Annotated in this window: 26 protein-coding genes and 1 tRNA gene; 19 read left to right on the plus strand and 8 right to left on the minus strand. The window is 65.7% G+C overall.

What is annotated here, in order from left to right:
• Positions 1-5: 5 nt before the first annotated feature.
• From H0O22_RS06925 to H0O22_RS06935, 3 genes are all read left to right on the plus strand, one after another.
• Positions 6-218, plus strand: a complete 213-nt coding sequence (locus tag H0O22_RS06925) for a DUF2862 domain-containing protein (RefSeq protein WP_010312876.1) — start codon at positions 6-8, stop codon at positions 216-218.
• Positions 219-289: 71 nt separating this feature from the next.
• Positions 290-1,213, plus strand: a complete 924-nt coding sequence (gene chlG / locus H0O22_RS06930) for a chlorophyll synthase ChlG (protein ID WP_255439573.1) — start codon at positions 290-292, stop codon at positions 1,211-1,213.
• Positions 1,210-3,276, plus strand: coding sequence for a transglycosylase domain-containing protein (locus H0O22_RS06935; RefSeq protein ID WP_185186014.1), 2,067 nt, complete (start codon positions 1,210-1,212; stop codon positions 3,274-3,276). The genes chlG and H0O22_RS06935 overlap by 4 nt, the downstream gene beginning before the upstream one ends.
• Here the strand turns inward: H0O22_RS06935 and H0O22_RS06940 are convergent.
• Together H0O22_RS06940 and H0O22_RS06945 are read right to left on the minus strand one after the other, a co-directional pair.
• Positions 3,273-4,598, minus strand: a complete 1,326-nt coding sequence (locus tag H0O22_RS06940) for a 16S rRNA (cytosine(967)-C(5))-methyltransferase (protein ID WP_185186015.1) — start codon at positions 4,596-4,598, stop codon at positions 3,273-3,275. The genes H0O22_RS06935 and H0O22_RS06940 overlap by 4 nt on opposite strands.
• Entirely contained in the window at positions 4,595-4,927 is a 333-nt protein-coding gene (locus H0O22_RS06945) for an MGMT family protein (protein ID WP_185186016.1), read from the minus strand. Before H0O22_RS06945 ends, H0O22_RS06940 begins: the two co-directional genes overlap by 4 nt.
• 50 nt (positions 4,928-4,977) lie before the next feature.
• On the opposite strand from H0O22_RS06945, the gene trmH reads away from it, so the two are divergent.
• The 3 genes from trmH to H0O22_RS06960 all read left to right on the plus strand — a co-directional run bounded on the left by trmH (position 4,978) and on the right by H0O22_RS06960 (position 6,327).
• A complete protein-coding gene (gene trmH, locus H0O22_RS06950) occupies positions 4,978-5,673 on the plus strand; it encodes a tRNA (guanosine(18)-2'-O)-methyltransferase TrmH (RefSeq protein WP_185186017.1) in 696 nt (231 codons plus the stop codon).
• A 67-nt stretch (positions 5,674-5,740) separates the two neighbouring features.
• Positions 5,741-5,974 (plus strand): type II toxin-antitoxin system HicA family toxin, encoded by a 234-nt coding sequence (locus H0O22_RS06955; RefSeq protein ID WP_255439191.1) that lies wholly within the window; start codon positions 5,741-5,743, stop codon positions 5,972-5,974.
• A gap of 23 nt (positions 5,975-5,997) precedes the next feature.
• The gene (locus tag H0O22_RS06960; RefSeq protein ID WP_185186018.1) at positions 5,998-6,327 is read left to right on the plus strand and encodes a type II toxin-antitoxin system HicB family antitoxin; all 330 of its coding nucleotides are present in this window, start codon (positions 5,998-6,000) and stop codon (positions 6,325-6,327) included.
• Positions 6,328-6,330: 3 nt separating this feature from the next.
• On the opposite strand, the gene H0O22_RS06965 is transcribed toward H0O22_RS06960, so the two are convergent.
• Positions 6,331-7,155, minus strand: coding sequence for an ABC transporter permease (locus tag H0O22_RS06965; RefSeq protein ID WP_185186019.1), 825 nt, complete (start codon positions 7,153-7,155; stop codon positions 6,331-6,333).
• Positions 7,156-7,250: 95 nt separating this feature from the next.
• Between H0O22_RS06965 and H0O22_RS06970 the strand changes: the two genes are divergently transcribed.
• The 5 genes from H0O22_RS06970 to H0O22_RS06990 all read left to right on the plus strand — a co-directional run bounded on the left by H0O22_RS06970 (position 7,251) and on the right by H0O22_RS06990 (position 13,050).
• Positions 7,251-7,964 (plus strand): response regulator transcription factor, encoded by a 714-nt coding sequence (locus tag H0O22_RS06970; RefSeq protein ID WP_185186020.1) that lies wholly within the window; start codon positions 7,251-7,253, stop codon positions 7,962-7,964.
• Positions 7,961-8,209, plus strand: a complete 249-nt coding sequence (locus H0O22_RS06975) for a hypothetical protein (protein WP_185186021.1) — start codon at positions 7,961-7,963, stop codon at positions 8,207-8,209. The genes H0O22_RS06970 and H0O22_RS06975 overlap by 4 nt, the downstream gene beginning before the upstream one ends.
• Positions 8,206-8,928, plus strand: a complete 723-nt coding sequence (locus H0O22_RS06980) for a peptidylprolyl isomerase (RefSeq protein WP_185186022.1) — start codon at positions 8,206-8,208, stop codon at positions 8,926-8,928. The genes H0O22_RS06975 and H0O22_RS06980 overlap by 4 nt, the downstream gene beginning before the upstream one ends.
• Positions 8,929-8,938: 10 nt before the next feature.
• Entirely contained in the window at positions 8,939-11,890 is a 2,952-nt protein-coding gene (locus H0O22_RS06985; RefSeq protein ID WP_185186023.1) for a peptidase domain-containing ABC transporter, read from the plus strand.
• Positions 11,891-11,958: 68 nt separating this feature from the next.
• Complete coding sequence (locus H0O22_RS06990; protein ID WP_185186024.1) at positions 11,959-13,050, plus strand: HlyD family secretion protein; 1,092 nt, start codon at positions 11,959-11,961, stop codon at positions 13,048-13,050.
• A 455-nt stretch (positions 13,051-13,505) separates the two neighbouring features.
• Here the strand turns inward: H0O22_RS06990 and H0O22_RS06995 are convergent, their stop codons facing one another.
• Positions 13,506-14,090: an alpha/beta hydrolase gene (locus tag H0O22_RS06995; RefSeq protein WP_185186025.1), complete on the minus strand. Its 585-nt coding sequence runs from the start codon at positions 14,088-14,090 to the stop codon at positions 13,506-13,508.
• Complete coding sequence (gene lepA, locus H0O22_RS07000) at positions 14,090-15,898, minus strand: translation elongation factor 4 (protein ID WP_185186026.1); 1,809 nt, start codon at positions 15,896-15,898, stop codon at positions 14,090-14,092. The genes H0O22_RS06995 and lepA overlap by 1 nt, the downstream gene beginning before the upstream one ends.
• An 87-nt stretch (positions 15,899-15,985) precedes the next feature.
• Between lepA and H0O22_RS07005 the strand changes: the two genes are divergently transcribed.
• Positions 15,986-16,264 (plus strand): NifU family protein, encoded by a 279-nt coding sequence (locus H0O22_RS07005; RefSeq protein WP_010312903.1) that lies wholly within the window; start codon positions 15,986-15,988, stop codon positions 16,262-16,264.
• Positions 16,265-16,307: 43 nt separating this feature from the next.
• A complete protein-coding gene (gene serS / locus H0O22_RS07010; RefSeq protein ID WP_185186027.1) occupies positions 16,308-17,588 on the plus strand; it encodes a serine--tRNA ligase in 1,281 nt (426 codons plus the stop codon).
• Here the strand turns inward: serS and mqo are convergent.
• Positions 17,585-19,024, minus strand: a complete 1,440-nt coding sequence (gene mqo, locus H0O22_RS07015; RefSeq protein ID WP_185186028.1) for a malate dehydrogenase (quinone) — start codon at positions 19,022-19,024, stop codon at positions 17,585-17,587. The genes serS and mqo overlap by 4 nt on opposite strands.
• 87 nt (positions 19,025-19,111) lie before the next feature.
• On the opposite strand from mqo, the gene rseP reads away from it, so the two are divergent.
• From rseP to H0O22_RS07030, 3 genes are all read left to right on the plus strand, one after another.
• Complete coding sequence (rseP, locus tag H0O22_RS07020; RefSeq protein WP_185186029.1) at positions 19,112-20,200, plus strand: RIP metalloprotease RseP; 1,089 nt, start codon at positions 19,112-19,114, stop codon at positions 20,198-20,200.
• Between the two features lie 41 nt (positions 20,201-20,241).
• Positions 20,242-20,544 carry a 30S ribosomal protein S14 gene (gene rpsN, locus H0O22_RS07025; RefSeq protein ID WP_010312910.1) on the plus strand — a complete coding sequence of 101 codons (303 nt, stop codon included), beginning with the start codon at positions 20,242-20,244 and terminating at the stop codon, positions 20,542-20,544.
• Positions 20,545-20,702: 158 nt separating this feature from the next.
• Positions 20,703-22,835, plus strand: coding sequence for a polyribonucleotide nucleotidyltransferase (locus tag H0O22_RS07030; protein ID WP_185186030.1), 2,133 nt, complete (start codon positions 20,703-20,705; stop codon positions 22,833-22,835).
• A gap of 40 nt (positions 22,836-22,875) precedes the next feature.
• Here H0O22_RS07030 and H0O22_RS07035 read toward each other — a convergent pair whose 3' ends face one another.
• On the minus strand, positions 22,876-23,796 hold the full coding sequence (locus tag H0O22_RS07035; RefSeq protein ID WP_185188352.1) for a 3'(2'),5'-bisphosphate nucleotidase CysQ: 921 nt from the start codon (positions 23,794-23,796) through the stop codon (positions 22,876-22,878).
• A 22-nt stretch (positions 23,797-23,818) separates the two neighbouring features.
• Here H0O22_RS07035 and rsmI point away from each other — a divergent pair, with 22 nt between their 5' ends.
• Positions 23,819-24,676 carry a 16S rRNA (cytidine(1402)-2'-O)-methyltransferase gene (gene rsmI / locus H0O22_RS07040; protein ID WP_185186031.1) on the plus strand — a complete coding sequence of 286 codons (858 nt, stop codon included), beginning with the start codon at positions 23,819-23,821 and terminating at the stop codon, positions 24,674-24,676.
• Complete coding sequence (locus H0O22_RS07045; RefSeq protein ID WP_185186032.1) at positions 24,676-24,918, plus strand: hypothetical protein; 243 nt, start codon at positions 24,676-24,678, stop codon at positions 24,916-24,918. Before rsmI ends, H0O22_RS07045 begins: the two co-directional genes overlap by 1 nt.
• Here the strand turns inward: H0O22_RS07045 and H0O22_RS07050 are convergent.
• Positions 24,897-25,628 carry a helix-turn-helix domain-containing protein gene (locus tag H0O22_RS07050; RefSeq protein ID WP_185188353.1) on the minus strand — a complete coding sequence of 244 codons (732 nt, stop codon included), beginning with the start codon at positions 25,626-25,628 and terminating at the stop codon, positions 24,897-24,899. The two genes, H0O22_RS07045 and H0O22_RS07050, sit on opposite strands and share 22 nt — an antisense overlap.
• Before the next feature lie 68 nt (positions 25,629-25,696).
• On the opposite strand from H0O22_RS07050, the gene H0O22_RS07055 reads away from it, so the two are divergent.
• Positions 25,697-25,770, plus strand: a tRNA-Arg gene (locus H0O22_RS07055).
• Positions 25,771-25,942 lie beyond the last annotated feature (172 nt).

The following is a 25,942-nucleotide window of genomic DNA, read 5'->3' on the forward strand; positions in this document are numbered from 1 at the left end:
CGGACATGTCCCAGGCTGCCATCACCGTCGGCTCGAAGGTGCGGGTCACCCGGGTGCGCGATCGCATCCCCGCCGACCTGGTTTCCGCCCTCCAAAGCGATGCCACCGGCACCGTCAAGGACTTCAAGGTCACCGACGGCAAGGGCATCGGTGTGGTGGTTGAGCTGAGCAACGGCACCACCACCTGGTTCTTCGACGACGAGATCACCGCCGCCTGAAGCCCCCGTTCGTGAGCGAATCCCCCAACCCCACCGCCGCCACTGGTGGCGGTGCCCGGCAGCTGCTGGGCATGAAAGGTGCCAGCGGCACCACCACCATCTGGAAGATCCGTCTTCAGTTGATGAAGCCGGTCACCTGGATTCCCTTGATCTGGGGGGTTCTATGTGGAGCAGCGGCCTCCGGGAACTTCCACTGGACCTTCTCTGAGGTCGGCGCTTCCATCGCCTGCATGGTGATGAGTGGCCCGCTGCTGGCTGGGTTCACCCAGACCATCAACGACTACTACGACCGCGAAATCGACGCGATCAACGAGCCCTACCGGCCGATTCCTTCTGGAGCCATTCCCCTCTGGCAGGTCAAAGCCCAGATCTGGGTCCTGCTGCTGGCTGGCCTCGGTGTGGCCTACGGCCTCGACCTCTGGGCCGGGCACGACACCCCGGTGCTCTTCCTGCTCGCCCTGGGAGGCTCGTTTGTCAGCTACATCTATTCAGCTCCCCCGCTCAAGCTCAAGCAGAACGGCTGGCTTGGGAACTACGCACTCGGGGCCAGCTACATCGCGCTGCCCTGGTGGGCGGGGCAGGCCCTCTTTGGTCACCTGACCTGGACCACCGCGATCCTGACCCTGGCCTACTCCCTGGCCGGTCTTGGCATTGCGGTGGTGAATGACTTCAAGAGCGTTGAGGGCGACCGTGCCCTGGGCCTCCAGTCCCTCCCAGTGGCCTTTGGTACTGAGAAGGCCAGCTGGATCAGCGCCGGGATGATCGATGTCTTCCAGCTCGCGATGGTGGCGGTTCTGATCGCCATCGGCCAACATTTCGCTGCGGTGCTGCTGGTGCTGTTGATCGTTCCTCAGATCACCTTCCAGGACATCTGGTTGCTGCGCGATCCAGTGGCCTTTGACGTCAAGTACCAGGCCAGTGCCCAGCCCTTCCTGGTGCTCGGCATGCTTGTCACCGCTCTGGCGATTGGGCACAGCGACCTGGTGGTGATGTGAAGCAACGGCGCCGGCGGCAGCTGATCTCAGCCGGTCTCGTTGGAGCGGGCGCCGGTCTGGCCGTGGGGCTGACCCAGACGGTCGTCACCCGCGGCGTCGACAGCTTGCTGCCGAACGTGCGCGGCGTCAGCAGCTACAACCGCCCGGGCACCTTGACCCTGCTGGCCAGCGATGGCCAGGTCATCCAGAAGCTGGGTCCCGCGACGCGAGAGAAGCTGGTCACCGGCCAGATGCCCCTGCTGGTGCAGCGGGCCTTCATCGCGGCTGAGGACCGGCGCTTCTACCAACACGACGGGATCGATCCCATCGGGATCAGCCGTGCGATGGTACGCAACATCTCCAGCGGCTCGGTCGAAGAGGGGGCCAGCACGATCACCCAGCAGCTGGCCCGGACGGTCTTCCTAAGCCAGGACCGCACGATCATCCGCAAGCTCAAGGAGGCCCTGCTCGCTGGAAAGCTCGAGCGCCAACTGAGCAAGGAACAGATCCTTCAGCAGTACCTGAACTACGTCTATCTCGGAGCAGGGGCCTACGGGGTCTCCGATGCGGCTTGGATCTACTTCTCCAAGACCCCCTCGGAGCTGAACCTGCCGGAGGCCGCCCTGATTGCGGGCTTGCCACCGGCCCCCTCGATCTACTCGCCCCTTGTCAATCCCGATCTGGCCCTGCAGCGCCGGACCATCGTGCTGCGCCGGATGCGCGAAGCCGGCTTCATTGACGATCTGCAGTTTGCGAGCGCCAATGGCTCACCGCTGTTGCTCAAGCCGGCGGAGCCGAAGTACTTCACCAGCCGCGCGCCCTACTTCACGAGCTGGGTCGCGCAGGAACTCCCCTCGATCCTCTCTAAGGAACAGCTGGAGGTGGGCGGCCTGACGATCCGCACCAGCTTGAACATCGACTGGCAGGAGAAGGCCCAAAGCACGATCAATCGCCACACCCCAGGGGCCATGGAAGGGGCCGTGGTGTCGATGGAGCCCGGCACGGGTCTGGTGCGCTCGATGGTGGGCGGCAAGGACTTCAACGACAGCCAGTTCAACCGCGCCTCCCAGGCGTTGCGCTCACCGGGTTCCACCTTCAAGTTGTTCGTCTACCTCTCGGCCCTCAAGGAGGGCATGAAGCCGGAGGACAAGATCACCGACCGCAAGGTCTGCTACGGCGGCTATTGCCCGAAGAACTTCAAGGACAAGTACTTCGGCACCGTTCCGCTCTGGAAGGCCCTGCAGAACTCCCTGAACACGGTCTCTGTGAGCCTGCTGAAGCAAGTGGGCTTCGACAAGGTGATCGCCACGGCGAACAGCCTCGGGATCACCAAGGGGCTGGGTCGCTTCTACCCGCTGGGGGTGGGCGCCACCGAGCAGACCGTGCTGGATATGACCGCGGCCTATGCGGGTGTCTTCAACCGCGGGGTGTACATCAAGCCCACCCCGTTTGAAGAAATCCTCGGACCAGGCGGCGAACTGCTTTGGAGCCGGAGGGTCAACGGCGATCAGGGCAAGCGCGTTATCCCCAGCGACATCGCAGACGCGATGCTCTGGATGCTGCAAAAGGTCGTCAGCGGCGGCACGGGCTACGGCGCGGTTCCCCCCGGCCGACCCGCCGCCGGCAAAACGGGCACCTCCGAAGGAGGCCGGGACCTGTGGTTCATCGGCGGCGTGCCCCAGCTCGTCACCGGCCTCTGGCTCGGCTACGACAACAACAAGGAGACCAAGAGCACCAGCTCCCGCGCCGTCATCGCGTGGTCGGAATACATGGCTCCGATCCTCAAGGAGCTGCCGGTGGAGCAGTTCCCGCCCAAGCCGGTGCTGAAGGGCAAGTTCAACCCCCTCAAGGCCCTCACCAAGAACCTCAAATTGGTGAAGCCGGAAGACGAGGAGACCCCGCTGGAGGAAACCACGGAGGAGACCACGGCACCCACAGCCCCCAGTCAGCCCAGCGTGAGTACGCCGGCTCCGGTTCGCCCCGCGAAGCGCCAAGACCCCTGCGGGAGCATGCAGACCAACCCGCGCTACGTCGACTGCCGCTTCGATCTGCTGGATCGGCGCCGCAGCACGCCGAACCCCTAGGCCAGGGCGAGCCGCGCCGCGAAGAAGCCATCACCGGCCCCGGCCAGTTGTCCCGGCCAGAGCTGCCAGCTCTGCTCAAGCCGCAGCTGGTTGTGATCCTTGAGGAACGTCTCGAGCAACTCGCCGTTCTCCTCGGGATGGACCGTGCAGGTGGCATAGACCAGGCGACCGCCGGGCTTGAGCATGGGCAGCAGCCCCTCCAGGAGCTGCCGCTGCAGGGTCACCAAGTCCGCAATGGCGCCGGGGTCGATCCGCCAGCGGGCATCGGCATGGCGCGCCAGAGTGCCCAGCCCCGAGCAGGGTGCATCAATCAAGAGGGCATCAAATTGACCGACCAGATCCGGCGCCTCCGACGCCAAGGCGACGGCATCCCCGTAGCGGGTCTCAATGCAGCCCAGGCCCAGGCGTTCGCTGTTGCGGACCACCCGGCGCAAACGCGCCTCACCGCGGTCGAGGGCCAGCACCTGACCTTGATCGCCCATCAGTTCCGCCAGGTGCGTGCTCTTGCCCCCCGGGGCCGCGCAGGCATCGAGCACCCGCTCACCCGGCTTGGGATCGAGCAACGGCGCAATCCGCTGAGCCGATCGGTCTTGCACGCACCAGTGACCCTCGTCGTAGCCGGGCAGATGCCGCAGATCACCGGAGCGGCCCTTGATGGTCAGGCCCGCAGCTAGGCCCTCGATCGGCTCGGCGACCACCCCCGCCGCCGCCAAGGCGGCCTGAACCGCTTCCGGGGTGGCGCGCAGGTGATTGACCCGCAGGTCCAGGGCCGGAGGGGTGTTGCAGGCCAGCGCGAAGGCTTCGGCCTGCTCGGGGCTTTGCCACTGCAGCAGGCCCGCCGCGAGCCAATCCGGCAGGGACTGGCGGATGGCCAGGGCCGCCCCGGGATCACTCGGCAAAGGCAGGGCTTCGCCGGCCTCCTGGCGGCGCAGGACGGCCCGCAACATGGCGTTGACCACCGGGGCCAGTCGGCTCAAACCGCCGCGCTTGGCGAGCTCGACTGTGGTGCTGACCGCCGCGGAGGCGGGAATGCGGTCACTGCTGAGCAGCTGATAGAGCCCCAGGTGCAACAGCCAGCGCAACTTGGGGGGCTGACGCTCCGCGGGCACCTTACCGAGTTGATCCAACCAGGCATCCAGGAGACGCCGCTGACGGATCGCGCCGTAGGCCAGTTCCGTGGCGAGGCCCCGGTCGGGGGCAGAGAGGTCCGCGCGCCCCAGCTCCCGCTCGAGGGCGCCGTCGGCGTAGGCACCGGCCGCGACCGCCTGCAGCACCTGCCATGCGACCTGACGGGAGGCCAATCCAGGAGGGGTGCTGCTCATCCCCCACAACTAGCGCCCGGCGACCAGCGGAACTCGGCCAAGGGGAGCCGGCCCTGCGCATCGACGGGAATGCCCTCGGCGATCAGCAAGTCCCGCTGCATCCAGTCGGAGCCCTCGCGGCTGAGGCTCAAGGAGATGCAGCCCTTGGCGTTGACCACCCGCTGCCAGGGGACCTCGGATGGCAGCGGCAGGCGGCGCAGGGCCCAGCCCACCTGGCGGGCGCAGCCGTAGGCGCCGATCGCCTCCGCGATTTGGCCATAGGTGGCCAGCCGTCCTGGCGGGATCTGGGCCACGGCCTGCCAGACCCGCTCATCAAAGCTCCGGTCCATGGGCTGCGAACGGCCATCAGACACGATGGATGTTGGCCCCTGCCTCGCCGATGCCGCTGCTTCCCCGCCGCTTTGAGCGCCTCCGCTCGGTGCTGAACCACCGGATGGGCGATCTAACGGTGGTGATGGAGCAGGTGGACAAGCCCCACAACCTCTCGGCGATCCTGCGCACCTGCGACGCCGTCGGGGTGCTCGAGGCCCATGTCGTGAGCCTGCCCGGCCGGCCGCGCACGTTCAACAACACCGCCAAGGGCAGCCAGAAATGGGTGCCACTGCACCCGCACCCGAGCATCGAGAGCTGTCTGCAGGGGCTCAAGGACCAAGGCTTCCGCATCTACGGAACCCACCTGAGCGTCGATGCGGTGGACTACCGCGATTGCGATTTCACCGGTCCCAGCTGCTTCCTGATGGGGGCGGAGAAGTGGGGCATGAGCGATGAGGCCCTGGCCCTGGTGGATCAGCCGGTCTTCATCCCGATGACCGGGATGGTCCAGAGCCTGAACGTCAGCGTCGCCGCGGCCACCCTGCTCTTTGAAGCCCTGCGCCAACGGGAGCGCGCCAGCAAGGTTCCGAGCGCCGGCGAGGGGATCCCAGGGGGCGAGGACTCCTACCAGCGCATCCTCTTCGAGTGGTCCTACCCCCAGGTGGCGGACTGGTGCCGCCGCGAGGGGCGCCCCTACCCGGCCCTGACCGAGGAGGGCGAGATCGCGGAGGACCTCCCCCGCACCCTGAAGCTGCGCTACTGATCTACCGGCGGGAACGCTGAGCCCAGACCCGCCAGAGGCATCGACTCTGGTACCAAAGCTCAGTACCATGGATTTGAGGCGGCGTCACCGGCGCACTCTTGAGTTGATCTACTCCCGTCCTGTCAGTGGCAGCGTCCCGTGGCGAGACATCGAGGCTCTCTTCCAAGAGCTGGGGGGTGAGATCAGCGAGCGGGCTGGCAGCCGAGTCGCCGTTGTTCTCTTCGGTGAAATTCGGGTCTTCCACAGGCCCCATACCTCACCCGACACCGACAAAGGCGCTGTTGCCGCCATCCGCCAATAGCTCGAAGACCAAGGAGTGCATCCATGACCTTGATGTCCCTGGATGGTTATCAAGCCCGGATCACCTACAACCCGGAGAGCGATCAATTCCGTGGCGAGATCCTTGGTCAGAGCGGCGGGGCCGAGTTCTACGGCTCCAATCCCGATGAACTGAGACGCGAGTTCAAGCAGTCCCTTGAGGTCTATCTCGAGGTCTGCAGGGAACGCGGCATCGCTCCCCGCAAACAGTTCTCGGGCAAGTTCAACCTGCGCATCCCACCGGATCTGCACGAACAACTCAGCCTGGAGGCCGAGGCCCAGGGGAAAAGCCTGAATGTCTTGGCCAAAGAAGCCCTACAAAAAAGCCTGAGTTAACCCCTACTGCTCCGAGCGCAGGTTGTTGCTGCTGCCGCTTAACCAACTCTCAAGCCCCTCCCCAAGGAACGAGAGCCCGAGCACGAGAACAAACATCGCTACACCGGGGTAGAGGGCCGTCCACCAGACCCCGGTGGGCAGGGCATTGAGGGCCTGCTGCAGATCACTGCCCCACTCCGGCACCGTCTCCGGCAGCCCCAGCCCCAGAAACCCCAGGCCACCAAGCACCAGCACCGCATCAGCAGCGTTCAGGGTCAGCAGGACCGGCACCGAGGTGATGACGTTGCGGAAGAGGTAGCGGCGCAGGATCCACCAGGGGCTCGCCCCCAGGGAGCGGGCCGCTTCCACGTAGAGCTCCGCCTTCACCTGGGCGGTCTGGTTGCGGACCACCCGGAAGTACTGCGGGATGTAGACGACGCAGAGGGCGGCGGCGGCATTGGGCAGGCCCTTGCCCAGCAAGAAAGCCAGCACCACCGACAAGAGCAGAACCGGCAGCGTGTAGAGCGTGTCCATCAGCAGCACCAGGACCCGGTCCAGCCAGCCACCGAGATAACCGCTGACCATCCCCAGGGGTACGCCGATCACCAGGGCCGAAATCAGGGCCACCACCACGACCTGGAGGGCTACCCCGCTGCCCGCCAGGGTGCGGCTGCAGACGTCGCGGCCGAGGCGATCCGTGCCGCACCAGTGCTGCCAGGACGGCGGCGCATAGATCGGGTTCTCCAGCCCGCCATTCACCTCAGGCAGCAGACCCAGGTGAATGAACAGCGGCGTCAGCACCGCCACCAGGGCATAGACCAGGACGATCACCACACCCCAGCGGGCCATCCGGGCCGCGAGGCTGCGGGGGCGCCAGGCGAGAAGGCGCGATGCCGCAGATGTGGGTAAGACAGGGGGAGTCATTGCGGCACACCATGCCACCGATGGCCCCAGGCAGCCAAGCCACCCGCCTGCTGGTCGCGGACGACGATCCAAAACTGCGGCAGCTCCTGGAGCTGGAGCTCGGCGAAGAGGGCTACGCGGTCCAGAGCGCCGCCAGCGGCATGGATGCCCTACTGGCGATTCGTCACGAGAAACCAGAGCTGGTGATCCTGGACTGGATGCTTCCGGACCTCAGCGGCGTCGAGGTCTGCCAACGGCTGCGCTCCACCGGACTCGGGGTGCCGGTGCTGATGCTCACCGGCCGTGATGCCGTGGCTGATCGGGTCGAGGCCCTTGATGCGGGGGCGGACGACTACCTGGTGAAGCCGTTCTCGATCGAAGAGCTCCTGGCGCGGCTACGGGCCCTGGCCCGGCGCGGGACGAACAGCGAGTCCGGCCTGCTGCAGATTGACGACCTGGTGCTGAACACCGCCAGCCATGAGGTCAGCCGAGGCGGGGCCGCAATCCACCTGAGCCTGACGGAATTCAGCCTGCTGCGGGAGCTGATGCGCGAACCGGGGCGGGTCCAGAGCCGCGAGCAGCTGCTCCACAGCGTCTGGGGCGAAGGCTTCGTCGGCGACAGCAACGTCTCGGATGTCTACGTGCGCTACCTGCGCCGCAAGCTCGAGCCCGAGGGGCAGCCGACCTTGATCCAAACGGTGCGCGGCGTGGGCTTCCTGCTCAAACCCGGGGCCCCGAAGGCCGTGGTGCCATGACACGCCTGGTGGCCGTGGTCGACGACGATCCGCGCATCCGCGAGCCCTTGGCCGCCGAGCTGGAGGGCCTGGGGGCCGAGCTCTACCGCCGCTGCACCGAGAACCTTCGCCTCGAGGCCCAGACCAAGTTCCGCAAAAGCGCCCACCAAATGGGGCAGCGGGTCTACTGCGCCGAAGAGCGGGCCCTGCTCGCCCGCGATAAGGTCCACCGCAGGGCTGAACCTTTGGTTATGCCGGGCTCATGAGCACACCACTAACGGTCGTCACCTTGGAGCAGCTCGCCGGCTGGGGCTTGCTGCAACAAGTGCAGCGTGAGTCATGCATTGACCAGCTCATCCACGAGGTAAGACCACCCGATGCCAATCAGTTAGAGACATTGCAAAAACAATGGCTCCAATCTCATGGCATCCCTAATCAGAGAGCGCTCCACGGATGGCTTAATCAGCAAGGCCTCAATGAAGAAAGCTGGACTAAGCTGATCACACGACCCTGGCTCTGGCAGCAGTGGTGCCAAGGACAGTTCAAAGACCAAATCACCAGCTACTACCTCAAGCGAAAATCACAGCTGGATCACGTGAGCTACTCATTGCTTCGCGTACGAGAGAGGACACTCGCGACGGAGCTCTATCTGCGCATCAAGGAAGGGGAAGCGACCTTCGAGCAGGTGGCCTCCGAGTATTCAGCCGGCCCCGAGCGCAACAGCGGCGGCCAACTCGGTCCGGTCCCCATGCAGCAACCCCACCCGGTCCTGGCCCGACTCCTGCAGGTCAGCAGCCCCGGCCAGCTCTGGTCCCCGAAGCAGCTAGAGAACTGGTGGATCGTGGTGCGCCTTAACCAACTCCATGCAACCGAGCTCGATACCAAAACGGCCCAACAGCTCGCTCTGGAGCTGGGCGACCAGCATCTCAAGCAGCTCTTGGAACTTTCCAACCCAACCCGAGACAATCCCCAAGACTCTGCATAAGGTATGAGCCATGGTAGATGCTCCTCCTATACGGCTCTTTGAAGGCTGGGGGCCCCTCTCGTCCCTTCCTCAAGACCTGCAGGAGCAACTGCAACCGCAGCTGCGGAGCATCAGCCTGCAGCCCGGCGAGATGCTCTACGACTTTGAGCACCTACCCCCCGGCGTTCTCTACCTCCAGCAGGGACAACTTCGCCTACTGGGGATAGATCAGCGCAATGAACTCTTCACCCTGGAGCGCTACAACAGCGGCCAACTTGTTGGCGCTGAATTACTGCTCCGTGGAATCCCCGGCCAGGCCCTTGCGGCCTCCACGGCAGTGCATGCCTCTCTCCTACCGGCCGAGCTCTTCCTGCAGCTGGTTCAGCAGCATCCGGCGCTGCTCCGCGGCTTCCGGGGGCTCCAACCTGCTGAGCTCTACGCAGTAACGGCATCCCTCAATGACCCACGGCTGCCGCCCCCCCAAGAGCTGCTGCAATGGGCCCGCGAGGAGTGCAGTGCAGGGCTCAAGGTTGAGCTACTGCCCCCGGGAGAGCAGCCGCTCAACGATGCCGCCGGTCGCTGGCTGATCAGCAGCGGCAACATCGAAGGCAAGACCCCGGGCACCCTGCTGCAGGGGGCCGCCAAGCTCACCGTGCTGGGCCGTCTCCCAGCGCGTTTATTACCGGTCCCAGCCCACTGGCCGCCCCAGCGCCAACAGGAACCGAGCAGCCAGGTGGCACCAGCCCCAAGTGAGCCCACCCCGAGCCTGCAGCTCCAGCGGGAGGCCCTTGAAGACTGGTACGGGCGGCTGCGGGATGACGGCACCTTTCCTCAGCACAACAGCACAGGCCCCGTCGAGGAGCCCCTGGCATGCCTGCGGATGCTCTCGCGGCACTTCGATCTGCCCTTCCGCCGCGATGTCCTGCGGCGGGTGCTCGACGACCAGCTCCAACGGGCCGGGAACGCGGGACTCGGCCTGCAGCAACTGGCGGCCATCTGCGATCTACTCGGCCTGCGCTGCACGCCGCTCGAACCCTCCGGCACTCAACTGTTGGAGCGCCTGCCGTTACCGGCCTTATGCGTCCTCAACGGCCATCCGGTCGTCTTCTGGCAGCAGCGGAACAGTCAACTGCTCGTCGGCGATCCCCTTCGCGGCCAGCAATGGGTTTCCTGCGACGAGCTCCTGCGCCAGAGCCAGGGTGAGGCGATTCGGCTGCTCTATCTGGAGGCCAACGCCAGCACCCCCAAGGCCCGTTTTGGCCTCAGTTGGTTCATCCCGGCCATCCGCAAGCACCGCAACAGCCTCATCCAAGTGGTGGTGGCGAGCTTCTTCGTGCAGCTGCTGGGGCTCTTCAACCCGCTGCTAATCCAGCAAATCATCGACGCGGTCATCAGCCAGGGAAATTTCGCCAGCCTCAACGTGCTCGGAACCCTGCTGGTGGCGATGGCCTTCGCCCAGGCCCTTATGGGCGCCCTGCGCACCTACCTCTTCTCGGACACCACCAACCGGATCGATATCTCGCTTGGGGCCACGATCATTCACCACCTGCTGCGGCTGCCCCTGGGGTATTTCGCAAAGCGGCCGGTGGGCGAAGTCAGCAGCCGCATCTCCGAGCTGGAGAAGATACGTCGCTTCCTCACCGGCACCGCACTGACGGTGCTGCTGGATGCGGTCTTCTCGGTGATCTATATCGGCGTGATGCTGCTCTATTCAGTGCAGCTGACTTTCTGGGCCCTTGCCGTTCTGCCCTTCTTTGTCGCCCTGACCATGGGGGTAGCGCCGGTCATCCGCCGGCAACTGCGCCAGCAGGCCGAGGCCAATGCTCGGGTCCAGAGCCATCTCGTGGAAACCCTCTCCGGCATGGAGACCGTGAAGGGCCAAGGGATGGAGCTGCCCAGCGAGTGGCGCTGGGAGCAGCTCTATGGCGGCCAGATCCAGGCCGGCTTCCGCAACACCGTCACCAGCACCGCAGCCGGCTCCGCCAGCCAATTCCTCGAGCAGATCTCGGGCCTGCTCGTGATCTGGATAGGCGCGACCCTGGTGCTCAAGGGGCAACTCACCCTGGGGCAACTGATCGCCTTCCGGATCCTCTCGGGCTATGTCACCAGCCCCCTGCTGCGGCTGGCAGGCCTCTGGCAGAACTTCCAGGAAACAGCGCTTTCGCTGGAGCGGTTGTCCGACATCGTCGACCACCGCGAGGAGATCGAGATCGCCGGCGAGAACCTGCCGCCGCTGCCACCCATTCAGGGCGCGATCACCTACGAGGGCGTCAATTTCCGCTTCGCCAGCAGCGGGCCGCTGCAGCTGCTGAACGTCAGCTTTGAGATCAAGCACGGGGAGTTCGTCGGCATCGTCGGCAGCAGCGGCTCCGGCAAGAGCACCCTGCTGAAGCTGCTCACCAGGCTCTTTGATCCGCTGGAGGGAACGATCCGCGTCGACGGCTACGACATCTCCAAGGTGGATCTCTACTCCCTGCGCTCCCAGATCGGCGTCGTGCCGCAGGACAGCCTGCTCTTTGACGGCACCGTGCAGGCCAACATCGCCCTGACCCGGCCCGAGGCGAGCTTCGAGGAGATCTCCGGCGCAGCCCAGGTGGCCTGTGCCCACGACTTCATCCAGGCCCTACCGGCCGGCTACAGCAGCTCGGTCGGTGAGCGGGGGGCAGCCCTCTCCGGTGGCCAGCGCCAACGCATGGCCATCGCCCGGATGGTGCTCAAACGCCCGCGGCTGCTGGTCATGGATGAGGCCACCAGCGCGCTCGATGTGGACACCGAGCGCCAGGTCACACGCAACCTCGCCGAGGTTTACCACGGCAGCACCGTGCTGTTCATCACCCATCGTCTCGGCAGCCTGCGTCATGCCGATCGAATCCTCGTCATGCACCAAGGCGCCGTGGTGGAGCAAGGGACCCACAGCGAGCTGATGGCCCTGGCCGGGCGCTACGCGACGTTGTACCAACAGCAGGAAGCAGGACTCGAATGAGTACACCAGACGACCAATCTCTGGTCCCCCAGTCCAGGAGTTCAATCTCGCCGCTGGAGCACCAAGAAGTGCGTTACAGGGCAGCCCCCACCTGGGCCCGGGCCCTGCTCTGGGCGATGGTCGGCAGCGTGGGCTTTGGGATTGTCTACGCCTGCATCGCCCGGATTGATGAGGTCGTCACCGCCACCGGCGAACTCCAGGCCCTAGGGGCCGAACGGCCGATCAAGGCGCCCGCACCGGGGGTCGTCAGCGCGATCCCCGTCAAGGAAGGGCAGCTGGTTGAGAAGGACCAGGTGTTGCTCCAGTTCGATCCCGAGGTCAACGACCATCGTCTGCGCTCACTCGAGGAACAGGAACGACTTGAGAAGCGCCGGTTCAGCGAGCAAAACCTGGCCTTCAAGGCGCGGGAAGAGAGCCTGGCCGCCAAGACCAGGAGCCTGAAGGCCACGGCCAACACAGAGCGGGAGATCCTCAAACGCATCGCCCCCTTGGCCGAGCAGGGCGGGATCCAGATCGTCCAGTTCCTGCAGCAAAAAAACCGCCTCCAGGAACTGCAATCAGAGATCGCACAAACCGAAGCGAACCGCCGGGAGGTGCAGTCAGAAGCCCTAAAGGCCAAGCAGGAAAGCCTCAAGGAGCTGGGCAACATCGAGCGACAGCTCACGGAAACCCGCAAAGCGAGCGAATACGAATCCCTGCGCTCCCCCCTGAAGGGCCGGGTATTTGACCTGATGCCGGCTAGCCCCGGCTATGCGGCCGCCAGTGGCGAGACTCTGCTGAAGGTGGTCCCGGATGGGGCCGTGGAAGCCAAGGTCTTCTTGACCAACGCCGATGTGGGCTTCGTTAAGCGAGACATGCCCGCTCAGGTGCGTGTCGATGCCTACCCCTTCACCCAATTCGGGAACATACCTGGAGTTCTCAAATCAATCGGGACAGAAGTGCTGCCGGCCGATCAGCAGCACCCGCAGCCCCGTTTTCCTGCCCTGGTGGTGCTCAAGCAGCAGTACCTCGAGCGCAACGGGAAGCGCTACCAGGTACGACCCGGCCAAAGCGTCTCGGTGAATCTGATCGTGCGCAACAAACCCGTGATCAGCCTGCTGACCGATGCGGTGGAGAAGGCCTGGGATGCCCTACGCGGCATCAAGTCCGATCAGAACTGACCCTTAAGCCACAGCGATGACCTCGTTGGAGAGGGGGATGACCTGATCGCCGTAATCGCCAATCAGGACCAGCCGGTCGAGATCCAGCGCTACAACCTCAAGCTCGTCTGAGGGGCCCCATGACACGCCTTTCCCCTTCCTGGGTAGTCGGCAGCGGCCGCCCAGCCACCAAAAGCCCGGCGCCGACTCCTGCTTGGGGATGGATCGGCTGCCCGCGGAATGGGTTCTGGTTACAGCCTTCCTGAAGTGATGATCGCCTCGGCGATGCTCGCGGCCGTCGTCAGCAGCTCCTTGCGGATGACCAGCTCACAGAAGAACGGCTTTACGACATCGCTGTGCTGCGCCTCGAGGCCCAGACCAACTTCAGCAAGAGCGCCCACCAACTGGGCCGACGCGACTACTGCGCCGAAGAGCGGGCCCTGCTCGCCCGCGATCAGATCAACCGCCAGGGCTGATCAGCCGTTCATTGCCGCGGCCTGGAGGCAGGCCGGCAGGAAGATCCACCAGCTCAGCACCGAGCGGCACTGCTCCGGCTTGTCGCAGGGCAGCGACGAGCAACGCACGATCGGCGGGCCGCTCAGGTTGAAGGCCATCGGCACCGGCAGCTGCTTCAGGATCCCCATCGCCGACAGCGTGCCGGACTTGGCGTTCTCGAGAATCGCGTAGCGCAGCGCTTCAATCCCGACCTTTCCGCTGGACTTCAGCGGCTTGTAGGCCTGGCTCTGCTGCACCAGAAACGCCTCGCCCGCCTTGGAGTTCAAGAAGCGCGAGAGGGCGAGGTAATCCACGCTGTAGGGCTTGGCCAGGGCCACCCGCAGGTCGGCTTCGGGCCAACCCGAGCGGATCACCAGCTGCATCAAGCGCTGGTCACTGAAGGTGCCCTCGTTGATGAACTGCTCGAGCGCCGCGTAGGGGATGCTCCAGACATCGGCTCCCGTGGTGAGCTGAAGGGCCGGATATGGCTCCTGGGGAGCAGCGATGGCCGGAGCGAGACCAGTGGAGGCGGCCAGCAGGGCCGCCAGAGCCAGAACGCGCCGCATCACTGGTTCAGCTTCAGCACGGCCATGAAGGCCTCTTGGGGCACCTCGACCTTGCCCATCGCCTTCATCCGCTTCTTGCCCTTGGCCTGCTTCTGCAGCAGTTTCTTCTTCCGGGAGATGTCCCCGCCGTAGCACTTGGCAAGCACGTCCTTGCGCATCGCGCTGATGCTCTCGGACGCGATCACCCGGCTGCCGATGGAGGCCTGGATCGGGATCTTGAACTGCTGGCGGGGGATCAGCTCCTTGAGCTTCTCCACCAGACCCTTACCCACGTTGTAGGCCTTGTCGCGGTGCACGATCGTCGTCAGGGGATCAGCCCGCTCGGCGTTGATCAAGACATCCAGGCGCACCAGATCGTTCTTGCGGTAGCCGATCAGGGAATACTCCATCGAGGCGTAGCCCTTCGTGCGCGACTTCATCTGATCGAAGAAGTCCGTCACCACCTCCGCCAGGGGCATCTCGTAGTGCAAGGTCACCCGCTCGGTGGTGATGAACTTCATATCGATGAACTCACCGCGGCGCTCCTGGCAGAGCTCCATCAGGGTGCCGTTGTAGGTGTTCGGCGTGTAGATCTCGAGCTTCACGTAGGGCTCTTCGATCGATTCGCGCTTCTGGGGATCGGGCAGCGTCGCCGGGTTGTCGACCATCAAGGTCTGCCCGTCGAGCATGTTCACCTGATAGATCACCGAGGGCGCGGTGACGATCAGATCGAGGTTGTACTCGCGCTCCAGACGCTCCTGAACGATCTCCATGTGCAGGAGACCCAGGAAGCCGCAGCGGAAGCCGAAGCCCATCGCGCTGCTGGTTTCCGGCTCGTACTTCAGGGCCGCATCGCTGAGCTGCAGCTTGTCGAGGGCATCGCGCAGGTCCGGGTACTGGTCGGCGTCGGTCGGGAATAGGCCGCAGAACACCATCGGCTTGGCCTCGGTGTAACCCGGCAGCGGCGCCTCAGCAGGGTTGTTAACCAGGGTGATCGTGTCGCCGACGCGGGCATCGGCCACGGCCTTGATCGAGGCCGCCAGATAGCCCACCTCACCGGCCTGGAGACTGTCGACCTTGCGCTGGTCCGGGGCCATCACCCCGACTTCATCGAGTTCATAGGTCTTCTTGCTGGCCATCAGCAGCACCTTGTCCTTGGTGCTGATCGAGCCCGAGATCACCCGGAAGTAGACGATCACCCCGCGGTAGGGGTCGTAATAGGAGTCAAAGATCAGCGCCCGAAGGGGTTCCTGCACCCGATCCGGCGGCGGGGGCACTCGGTCCACGACGGCCTGCAGGATCTCGGGCACGCCCAAGCCGCTCTTGGCCGAACAGGGAATCGCCCCGGTGCAGTCCAGGCCAATGATCGCTTCGATCTCTTCGCTGATCCGATCGGGATCGGCGCCTGGCAAATCGATCTTGTTGAGGACCGGAATGATCTCCAGGTCGTTCTCTAAAGCCAGATAAACGTTGGCCAGGGTCTGCGCTTCAACGCCCTGGCTGGCGTCCACCACCAGCAGCGCGCCTTCACAGGCCTGCAGGGAGCGGCTCACCTCATAGGAGAAGTCAACGTGACCGGGGGTGTCGATCAAGTTGAGGATGTAGGTCTCGCCGTCGGCCGCCTTGTACTCCATGCGCGCGGCCTGGAGCTTGATCGTGATCCCCCGCTCCCGCTCGAGCTCCATGTTGTCCAGGAACTGCTCCTGCATGTCCCGGACCGCCACCGTGCCGGTGTCCTGGAGCAGGCGATCGGCCAGGGTCGACTTCCCGTGGTCGATGTGGGCAATGATGCAGAAATTGCGGATCCGTGAAGCGGGGACGTCGGTCATGCGCTGGTGAGAGTCCCGGCTCGGACGGCCCTGATCCTAGGGAGCGGCCCCACGTTCCTAAGCTCGGCGCAACACCGTCTCAGCGCGATGAGTACCGAAACCCCAGCAGCAGCGGCCACCGAAAACGCCGATCCCCGCGCCCTCACCATCGAGAACGTCGAGCGCACCCTCGATGAGCTCCGTCCCTATCTGATGGCCGACGGCGGCAACGTGGAAGTGGTGGAAATCGACGGCCCGATCGTGAAGGTGCGCCTGCAGGGCGCCTGCGGCTCCTGCCCCAGCAGCACCATGACCTTGAAGATGGGCATCGAGCGCAAGCTGCGCGAAGCCATCCCCGAAGTCAGCGAAGTCGTCCAGGTGCTCTGAGCCCCTCCCCGTAGGCTCAGCCCACTGTCGAACCCTTGGGCCCGTGCTGGATCAGCGCCTGCTGCGCGAGAACCCTGAGCTGATCACCGAGCAGCTCGGGCGACGCGGCATGAAGCTCGATCTCACGGGCCTTCAACTGATGGCGCGCCAAGAGCGCGACCTCGAAGAAAAGCGCAGCAACCTCCAAGCCGAAGGCAACCGCATCGGCAAGGAGGTGGGCCTCAAGATCAAGGGCGGCTCGGCCCCCAACAGCCCCGAAGTCCAGGCCCTGCGGGACGAAGGCAACCGGATCAAGCAGCAGGTCGCGGTCCTTGAAGAGGAAGAGAAGACCCTCGAGGCCAAGCTCCGCGAGGAGCTGCTGACCCTGCCCAACCTGCCCTCCGCCGAGGCCCCCGACGGCAAGGACGAAAACGACAACGTCGAGATCAAAACCTGGGGCAGCCCCCGGGCCAAGAAGGACTGGCTCGAAGAGCACTGGCAGATCGCCGAGCGCCTTGGCCTCTTTGAAACCGAGCGCTCCGTGCGCATCGCCCAGAGCCGCTTTGTGACCCTGATGGGTCTCGGGGCGCGGCTCGAACGCTCACTGATCAACTTCATGCTCGACCTGCACGGCGGCAAGGGCTACCGCGAGGTCCTGCCGCCGATCATGGTCAACAGCGCCAGCCTCACCGGCTCTGGTCAGCTGCCCAAATTCGCCGAGGAGAGCTTCCGCTGCGCAGAAGACGACCTCTGGCTCACCCCCACCGCTGAGGTGCCCGTCACCTCCCTGCACCGCGGTGAGGTCATCCCCGCCGAGCAACTGCCGCTCAAGTACGTCGCCTACACCCCCTGCTTCCGCCGCGAGGCCGGCAGCTACGGCCGCGACACCCGGGGCCTCATCCGCCTGCACCAGTTCAACAAGGTGGAGCTCTACTGGTTCTGCCACCCCGACCACTCCGCGGACGCCCACCAACAGATCACCGCGGACGCCGAAGCCGTCCTTGAAGCCCTGGAGCTGCCTTACCGCAAGATCGAGCTCTGCACCGGAGACATGGGCTTCTCCGCCACCCGCACCTACGACCTCGAGGTCTGGTTGCCCGGGGCCGGCGCCTACCGCGAGATCTCCAGCTGCTCGGTCTGCGGCGACTTTCAGGCGCGCCGCTCCGCCATCCGCTGCAAGGAGGGCAAGACCACCCAGCTACTGCACACCCTCAACGGCAGTGGCCTGGCGGTGGGCCGCACCATGGCGGCCCTGCTGGAGAACGGCCAGCAGATCGACGGCTCGATCAAGATCCCCGCGGCCCTCGTGCCCTACTTCGGCGCCGAGACCATCCCCGCCGCCTAGGCGTTCAGCCCCAGCAGGCCGTTACTGCGCTGACGGATCTCGGCCAGGCGCTCGGCGCTCGCCCCCAGCTCCTCACCCCAGGAGGGAATCAGGGCCTTCAGCTTCTGCTGCCAGGCCTCGCTGCTGAAGCGCTCGCCCATGCAGCGCTGGAGCACCTGCACCATCGTGTCCACCGCCGTTGAGGCGCCGGGGGAGGCTCCCAGTAGGGCCGCCAGGGAGCCATCGGCGCTGCTCACCACCTCGGTGCCCATCTGCAGGCAACCGCGGCCATCCACCTGCTTGATGATCTGCACCCGCTGGCCCGCCACCGCCAGCTCCCAGTCGTTGGCGTTCACCTCGGGCAGGAAGTCCCGCAGGCTGTCGATCCGCTGCTTCGGGCGCTGGACGACCTGCCCGACCAGGTAGCGGACCAGATCAAAGTTCTTGGCCCCCACCTGCAGGGTCGGCAGCAGGTTGTAGGGCTTGATCGAGCGCCCCAGATCCCAAAGGGAGCCCTGCCTCAAAAAGCGAGTACTAAACCCGGCGTAGGGACCAAAGAGCAGCGCCCGCTGGCCATCAATCCAGCGGGTGTCCAGGTGGGGCACGGACATCGGCGGCGCCCCGACCGCAGCCTTGCCATAGACCTTGGCGTTGTGGGCCTCAATCACCTTGGGGTTGCGGCAGACCAACCACTGGCCGCTGACCGGGAAGGCGCCGTAGACCCGGGCCTCGGGGATGCCGGAGCGCTGCAGCAGCGGCAGGCTGCCGCCCCCGGCCCCGAGGAAGACAAACGGTGCCTCCAGCTCACCGGAGCTGGTCTGCACCCGCCAACCAACGCCACCCCGCTCGAGCCCGAGCACGGGCTGACCCAAGCGCAGATCGACGCCCTTCAGCAGGGCCCGGGTGAGGGACCCAAAGTTCACGTCGGTGCCGCGGGCCACCCGGGTGGCCGCCAGGGGTTGGTGCAGGCGGCGGCCGGCCATGACCAAGGGCATCCACTCCCGCAGTTGCTCCGCATCGGTGCTCCAGGCCATGTCGGCGAACTGGGGCGCCGCCTGCAGAGCGTCAAAACGGCGGCGCAGGTAATCGACGTTGGCCTGCCCCCAAACAAAGCTGAGGTGCGGCACCGCGCGAATGAAACCGGCGGGATCACTGAGCTGCTGGCTCTCCACCAGGGAGCTCCAGAACTCCAGGCTGCGCTCATAGGAGGCGTTGATCGCCAGGGCCTTGCCGGTGGGGATCGAGCCGTCCGCGGCCTCCGGGGTGTAGTTGAGCTCGCAGTTGGCGGCGTGGCCGGTGCCGGCGTTGTTCATCGGCCCACTGCTTTCGCAGCCAAGTTGGGGGAGCCGCTCCAGCACCACCACCTTCAGGCTGGGATCGAGCTGCCTCAGCAGGTTCGCCAGGGTGGCGCCCATGATCCCGGCGCCCACCAAGAGGGCATCGCAGCGTTCACTCATGGAGCCGGAATCAGGCGGGGCGCACGGTCACCCAACGCTATGGCCGTGCCTTCCCCCCCACAATGGACGCACTTTGGATCTGCAGGGATGGGCGTCCTGACGGCTCTGGCGATCCTGGCCGGCCTGATCGTGGTGCATGAGGCCGGGCACTTCTTTGCGGCCACCTGGCAGGGCATCCGCGTCAGTGGGTTCTCGGTGGGCTTCGGCCCGGTGCTGCTCGAGAAGCAGCGGCGGGGGGTGCAGTTCGCCCTGCGGGCGATCCCCCTGGGGGGATTCGTCTCCTTCCCCGATGACGACGAGGACAGCACTATCCCGTCCGACGACCCGGACCTGCTCAGCAATCGCCCCCTGCACCAGCGAGCCCTGGTGATCGCCGCTGGCGTGATCGCCAACCTGCTGCTCGCTTGGGCCGTGCTCCTCGCCCAGGGCGCCTTCGTCGGCATCCCGGCCGGCTTCAGCGCCACCCCCGGCGTCCTCGTCTCCGGTGTTCAACAGGGCCAGGCGGCGGCGGCCTCCGGCCTCAAGGCGGGCGATCGGATCCTGGCGGTGGACGGCCGCGACCTCGGGGGCGGCCAAACCGCGGTCAGCCAACTGGTGGAGTTGGTGAAGGGCGCCCCGGATCAAACCCTGCGCCTGCGCGCCGAGCGCCAAGGCCAGGCCCTCGAGCTCAAGCTGACCCCGGCGGATCTGAGCGGCATCGGCCGCATCGGCGCCCAACTGCAACCGAGCGGCAGCGAGGCCTTCCGCCGGCCCCGCAGTCCGATCGAGGTGATCAAACAGGCCAACCACGACCTCGCCCTGCTGACCAAGCGGACGGTGGACGGCTTTGTGACCCTGGTGACCCACTTCGGTGAAACCGCGGGCCAGGTCTCCGGTCCGGTGAAGATCGTTGAGATGGGGGCCTCCCTGGCCAAGCAGGGCGGCAGCAGCCTCTTCCTCTACACCGCCTTGATCTCGATCAACCTGGCGGTGCTGAATTCCCTGCCCCTGCCGATGCTCGATGGCGGGCAGTTTGTCCTGCTGCTGCTGGAGGGTCTGCGCCGCAAACCCCTGCCCGAGAAGTTCCAGATGGCCTTCATGCAGTCGGGCTTTGTCCTGCTCGTGGGCCTCAGCGTCGTCCTGATCGTCAAGGACACCAGCCAGCTGGCGGCGGTCCAGCAGTTGCTGGGACGCTAAGAGGTAGTCTTTCTAGTCATTGCTAACGAGATCCAGGCCGCATGGCGAAGAAGTCGATGATTGCGCGCGACGTCAAGCGCCAAAAGCTTGTTGATCGCTACGCCGCGAAGCGCGCAGCTCTGATGGCCGCCTTCGAAGCCGCTGGCGATCCGATGGAGCGCCTGGAGATCCACCGCAAGATCCAGAACCTGCCCCGCAACAGCGCCCGCGTGCGTCTGCGCAACCGTTGCTGGGCCACCGGCAAGCCCCGTGGTGTGTACCGCGATTTCGGCCTGTGCCGCAACCAGCTGCGGGAGCGCGCCCACAAAGGCGAACTGCCCGGCGTAGTCAAGTCCTCCTGGTGAGCTTCACGATCCTTTGATCGACCCCAAGGCGCCGCAAGGCGCCTTTTTTGTTGCCGGCCTGCGTTGTGGCATTCCGGAAGAGATTGCGCCTGTTTTCCGCACGTCTTCGGGCTCAGATGCAAGAATTGCTCTTGACAACAAACAAGACATAAGCCCACGTGCAAGGTCACACTCAGTCGGTCTCCTTCGATGGTCGGGAGATCCGGCTGACCACAGGTCGGTTCGCCCCGCAAGCCGGGGGTTCCGTGATGGTCGAATGCGGAGATACCTCTGTTCTCGTCACTGCCACCCGCTCCGGCGGCCGTGAGGGCATCGATTTTCTCCCGCTGATTTGCGACTACGAGGAGCGCCTCTACGCCGCGGGTCGCATCCCCGGCAGCTTCATGCGCCGCGAGAGCCGTCCCCCTGAGCGCGCCACCCTGATCGCGCGCCTGATCGACCGCCCGATGCGCCCGCTGTTCCCCAGCTGGCTGCGGGATGACCTGCAGGTCGTTGCCACCTGCATGTCCCTGGATGAGCGGGTTCCGCCCGATGTCCTGGCGGTGACGGGCGCCTCCCTGGCAACCCTGCTGGCCAAGATCCCCTTCAACGGCCCCATGGCCGCCGTGCGGGTGGGCCTGCTGGGTGATGACTTCATCCTGAACCCCAGCTACCGCGAGATCGAGCGCTCCGAGCTGGATCTGGTGGTCGCCGGCACCCCCCAGGGAGTGATCATGGTGGAAGCGGGCGCCAACCAGCTGCCCGAGCAGGACGTCATCGAAGCGATCGACTTCGGCTACGAGGCCGTCTGCGAACTGATCAAGGTCCAGCAGACCCTGCTCAAGGAGCTCGGCATCGAGCAGGTGATCCCCGAGGCCCAGACCGTCGACGCCACCCTGCCCAGCTTCCTGGAGAAGGAGTGCAGCAAGGGCATCGGCGGTGTCCTCAAGCAGTTCAGCCTGACCAAGGCCGAGCGCGACGAGCAGCTCGATGCGATCAAGGCCCAGGCAGCTGAGAAGATCAGCGGCCTCAAGGACGACGACGCCGTGAAGGTGGCCGTCAGCAGCAACGGCAAGGCCCTGGGCAACAACTACAAGGCGCTCACCAAAAAGCTGATGCGCGCCCAGATCGTCCAGGACGGCAAGCGCGTGGACGGACGCAACCTCGACGAGGTGCGTCCGATCAGCGCCGCCGCCGGTGTGCTGCCCAAGCGCGTGCACGGGTCCGGTCTGTTCCAGCGCGGCATGACCCAGGTGCTCTCCTGCGCCACCCTCGGTACCCCGAGCGACGCCCAGGAGATGGACGACCTGAACCCGTCCAACGAGAAGACCTACCTCCACCACTACAACTTCCCCCCCTACTCCGTCGGCGAAACGCGCCCGATGCGCAGCCCCGGCCGCCGCGAAATCGGCCACGGTGCCCTGGCGGAGCGGGCTCTGATCCCCGTCCTGCCCAGCAAAGAGAGCTTCCCCTACGTGCTTCGCGTGGTGTCGGAATGCCTGAGCTCGAACGGCTCTACCTCGATGGGTTCGGTCTGCGGTAGCACCCTGGCCCTGATGGATGCCGGCGTGCCCCTGAAGGCCCCCGTGAGCGGCGCCGCCATGGGCCTGATCAAGGAGGGCTCCGAGGTGCGGATCCTGACCGACATCCAAGGCATCGAGGACTTCCTCGGCGACATGGACTTCAAGGTGGCCGGCACCGAGAAGGGCATCACGGCCCTTCAGATGGACATGAAGATCACCGGTCTCGAAGTGAAGACCGTGGCTGAGGCCATCAACCAGGCCCGCCCGGCCCGTCTGCACATCCTCGAGAAGATGCTCGCGGCGATCGACAAGCCCCGCGATGTCCTGAGCCCCCACGCCCCTCGCCTGCTCAGCTTCCGGATCGACCCCGAGCTGATCGGCACCGTGATCGGCCCCGGCGGCCGCACCATCAAGGGCATCACCGAGCGCACCAACACCAAGATCGACATCGAGGACGGCGGCATCGTCACGATCGCCAGCCACGACGGTGCAGCGGCTGAGGAAGCCCAGCGCATCATCGAAGGCCTCACCCGTCGCGTCTCTGAAGGCGAAGTCTTCAGCGGTGCCGTCACCCGCGTGATCCCCATCGGCGCCTTCGTCGAGATCCTGCCCGGCAAGGAAGGCATGATCCACATCTCCCAGCTCAGCGAAGCCCGCGTGGAGAAGGTGGAAGACGTCGTCAAGGTGGGTGACCACGTCACCGTGCGCGTCCGCGAGATCGACAACCGCGGTCGCATCAACCTCACCCTGCGGGGTGTTCCACAACAGGACGAGCCGGCCCAGGCCTGATCCAGCCCAGCCCCCGCAAGGGGGCTTTTTTAATGGCTGACTAAACCGCGAAGCCCGGGTCGATGCGGCCCATCGCCTCGGCCGCTTTCGCGCAGAGCTCCTGGTGGCTGACGCCGTGGCTGGCGATCAGGCAGCCGGCCTGGCGCACATCACCGGTGTTGTAGCGGAGGGGTACACCGTCAGCGTGGGTGAAGGCCCCACCCGCCGCCTTGAGCACGGCCTCGGGAGCCGCCATGTCCCAGTCCTTCGGAGCGCTCTTGCCCGAGAGGGAGATGTAGACGTCGGTCTCGCCGCGCAGGATCGTGGCGACCTTGCCGCCGACGCTGCCGATCGCCTTGGTGTCGCCGAGGGCCAGGGCCTCCAGCAGCTGCTCGAGCCGTTGGTCCCGGTGGTTGCGGCTGGCCACCAGGACCATCTCACCAAGGGCCTGGCGGCGGCTGAGCTGGGCGGGCTGCTGCTCACCGGCGCGGTTCTCGCGCCAGGCGCGGCCCTCGGGCACCAGGCCAAACCAGAGGTCCTCAAGCAGCGGTTGCAGCACCACCCCCAAGACAGCCTCTCCGCGGTGCACGAGGGCGAGATGCACGGCGTACTCGCCGGTGCCCTGCAAAAAATCCTTGGTGCCATCGAGGGGATCCAAGATCCAGAGCCACTCGGCATCCAGGGGCTCCCCGGCGGTGAGCTGCTCCTTGGCGGTCTCCTCACTGAGCAGGGTCCAACCGGCATCGGGATAGGCCTTGGCCAGCCCCTCAAGCAGCCACTGGTTCACCGCCAGATCCGCTGCACTGACGGGGCCCTCGCCCCCTTCATCCACGCTCAGGGCCTTGGGAAAGCCGTAGGGGGGCTGCTCCCCGCGGCCGTAGGCCAACAGGATGTCCGCGGCGCCCCAGCAGAGCCGGCGCAGATCCGCCAAGAGCTGCTCCTCCGCGATGCCAGGAGGGAAGCAAGCGGCGGCGGGCATCATGGAAGGGCAAAGGAGCATTGTGATGCAGGGCGCTGAACCCGCTGCAGGCGTGCTCTATCTGGTGGGCACCCCGATCGGGAACACCGGGGACCTCTCCCCCAGGGCCAAAACCGTTCTGGCCGGGGCGGATCGCATTGCCTGCGAAGACACCCGCCGCAGCGGCCTCTTGCTGCACAACCTGGGCATCAAGAACCGGTTGGTGAGCTTCCACGAGCACAACCAGGCCACCCGCATCCCGGAATTACTGGAGGCCCTGGAAAACGGCGAAGCGATCGCGGTGATCAGCGACGCCGGCCTGCCGGGCATCTCAGACCCGGGGGAGGAGCTGGTGACGGCGGCCCGCCAGCAGGGGCGCACGGTGATCTGCGTGCCGGGCCCCTGTGCGGCGACGACAGCCCTGGTGAGCAGTGGGCTGCCCTGCGGCCGCTTCTGCTTTGAGGGCTTCCTGCCGCCGAAGACCACGGCCCGGCGAACCCGGCTGCTGGCCTTAGCCCCGGAGGAGCGCACCCTGGTCTTCTACGAGGCCCCCCACCGTCTGCTGACGGTGCTCGAAGACCTGCTGGAGCTGCTCGGGGATCGCCCCATCGCGGTGACCCGGGAACTGACCAAACGCCATGAAGAGCAGGTGGGCCCGAGCGTGTCGGTGGCCCTGGCGCACTTCCGCGAGCACCCACCCCAAGGGGAATTCACCCTGGTGCTCGGCGGAGCGGAGGTCAGCGCTAGCGAACGCCCCAGCGATGCCGACCTGCGCGAGCAGCTCAAGGCCCTCGTGGAGGGCGGCTTGAGCCGCAACGATGCCGCACGCCAACTGGCCCGGAGCACGGGCATCGCCAAACGTGAGCTCTACGCTTTGCTGCATCAAGACGACGACACCCCCTGATGCTGCTGCGCCTGCGCCTGCTTCTGGCCAGCCTTGGCGGTGGGGTGCTGCTGCTGTTGATCCTCTGTCTGGGCGCCCAGAACCTCGATCAACGCACCCGGCTCAACCTGGGCTTTGGCCGCACGGCTGAGCTCCCCACCGGATTCCTCTTGGGGGTCTCCCTGGTGATTGGGGTGATCAGCGGCGGTGCCGCAAGCGCCCTACTGGTCCCCGGCCGGGATCAGGCTTCCGGCAGGGAATAAAGCAGGCCGCCTTCCACCACCAGGCGGGTGATGCCCTGGGCCACCAGGTAGGAAGAACGGCGCTGCAGCACGTCGCTGTCGGGCACCTTGATCACGCGCTGGCTGCGACCGCACTGGCGCTTGGCCTGACGGGGGTTCGTGAAGAGCATCAGGGCCTGGCGGGCCTGCTCGGTTTCCGGCAGGGAGCCGAGCTCCGGGAATTCATTCAGGGGCTTGGCCTGAAGCTCCACGGCCTTGTCCACGAGCATGTAGACGCTGCTGGGCAGCAGGCCTGGGAGCAGGGGGATCGGATCGATCAGCTCAGCCGCTGCCGCCGCGCCGAAGGCGGTCGTCTCGGCGCTGTCATCGCCGTCGTCGAAGGTCTCGTCGTCGCCGTCATCGCCGAAGTCATCGGCGTCATCGATCGCCAGAACACCGGCGTCCTCGTCCGCCTCGTCGTCTGACGGGTTGGCCTCATCCAGGACGTGGGCCGAGGCGGGCTCGGAAGCCGGGGTCTCGACCTCCACCTCGCTCGGCTTGGCGGCGGAGCGACTGCGGGATTGCTTTTTGAGCGAGGCGAGTTCGTCGGGATCGATCCCGGCCTTCAGCACACGGCTGACCGTGTTCGGGCTGCAGCCATAGCTCGCCGCCAGGGCCTGGGCGGTCTCGCCCTGGCGGTAACGAGCGACCAGCTCCTCTTTTTGGCTTTCGCTCAGCCGTGGAGCGGGCATGACGACATCGATGTCCAGCACACCACCATAGAAGCCTTGGCTCAGCTGGCACAATGCGTCAGATCCAAGCTCCCTTAGCTCAGCTGGATAGAGCAGCTGCCTTCTAAGCAGCCGGTCGTTGGTTCGAATCCAACAGGGGGCGTAAGCAGACACGTTGCGGCATCTGGGGTTTCTACTCAGGTGCCGCAATGCTTTTCAGAGACACGTCTCAGCCTGCGAGACAGGTCAGAAGCCTTGTGGAGCCGTCAGAGCCCGTCATAATTTCACGCAGATTTCACGCGGCGTGAAAATGGCTCGGCCTGAGTGGCTCGCCC

This window comes from Synechococcus sp. LTW-R (assembly GCF_014217875.1).
GTDB lineage: Bacteria > Cyanobacteriota > Cyanobacteriia > PCC-6307 > Cyanobiaceae > Vulcanococcus.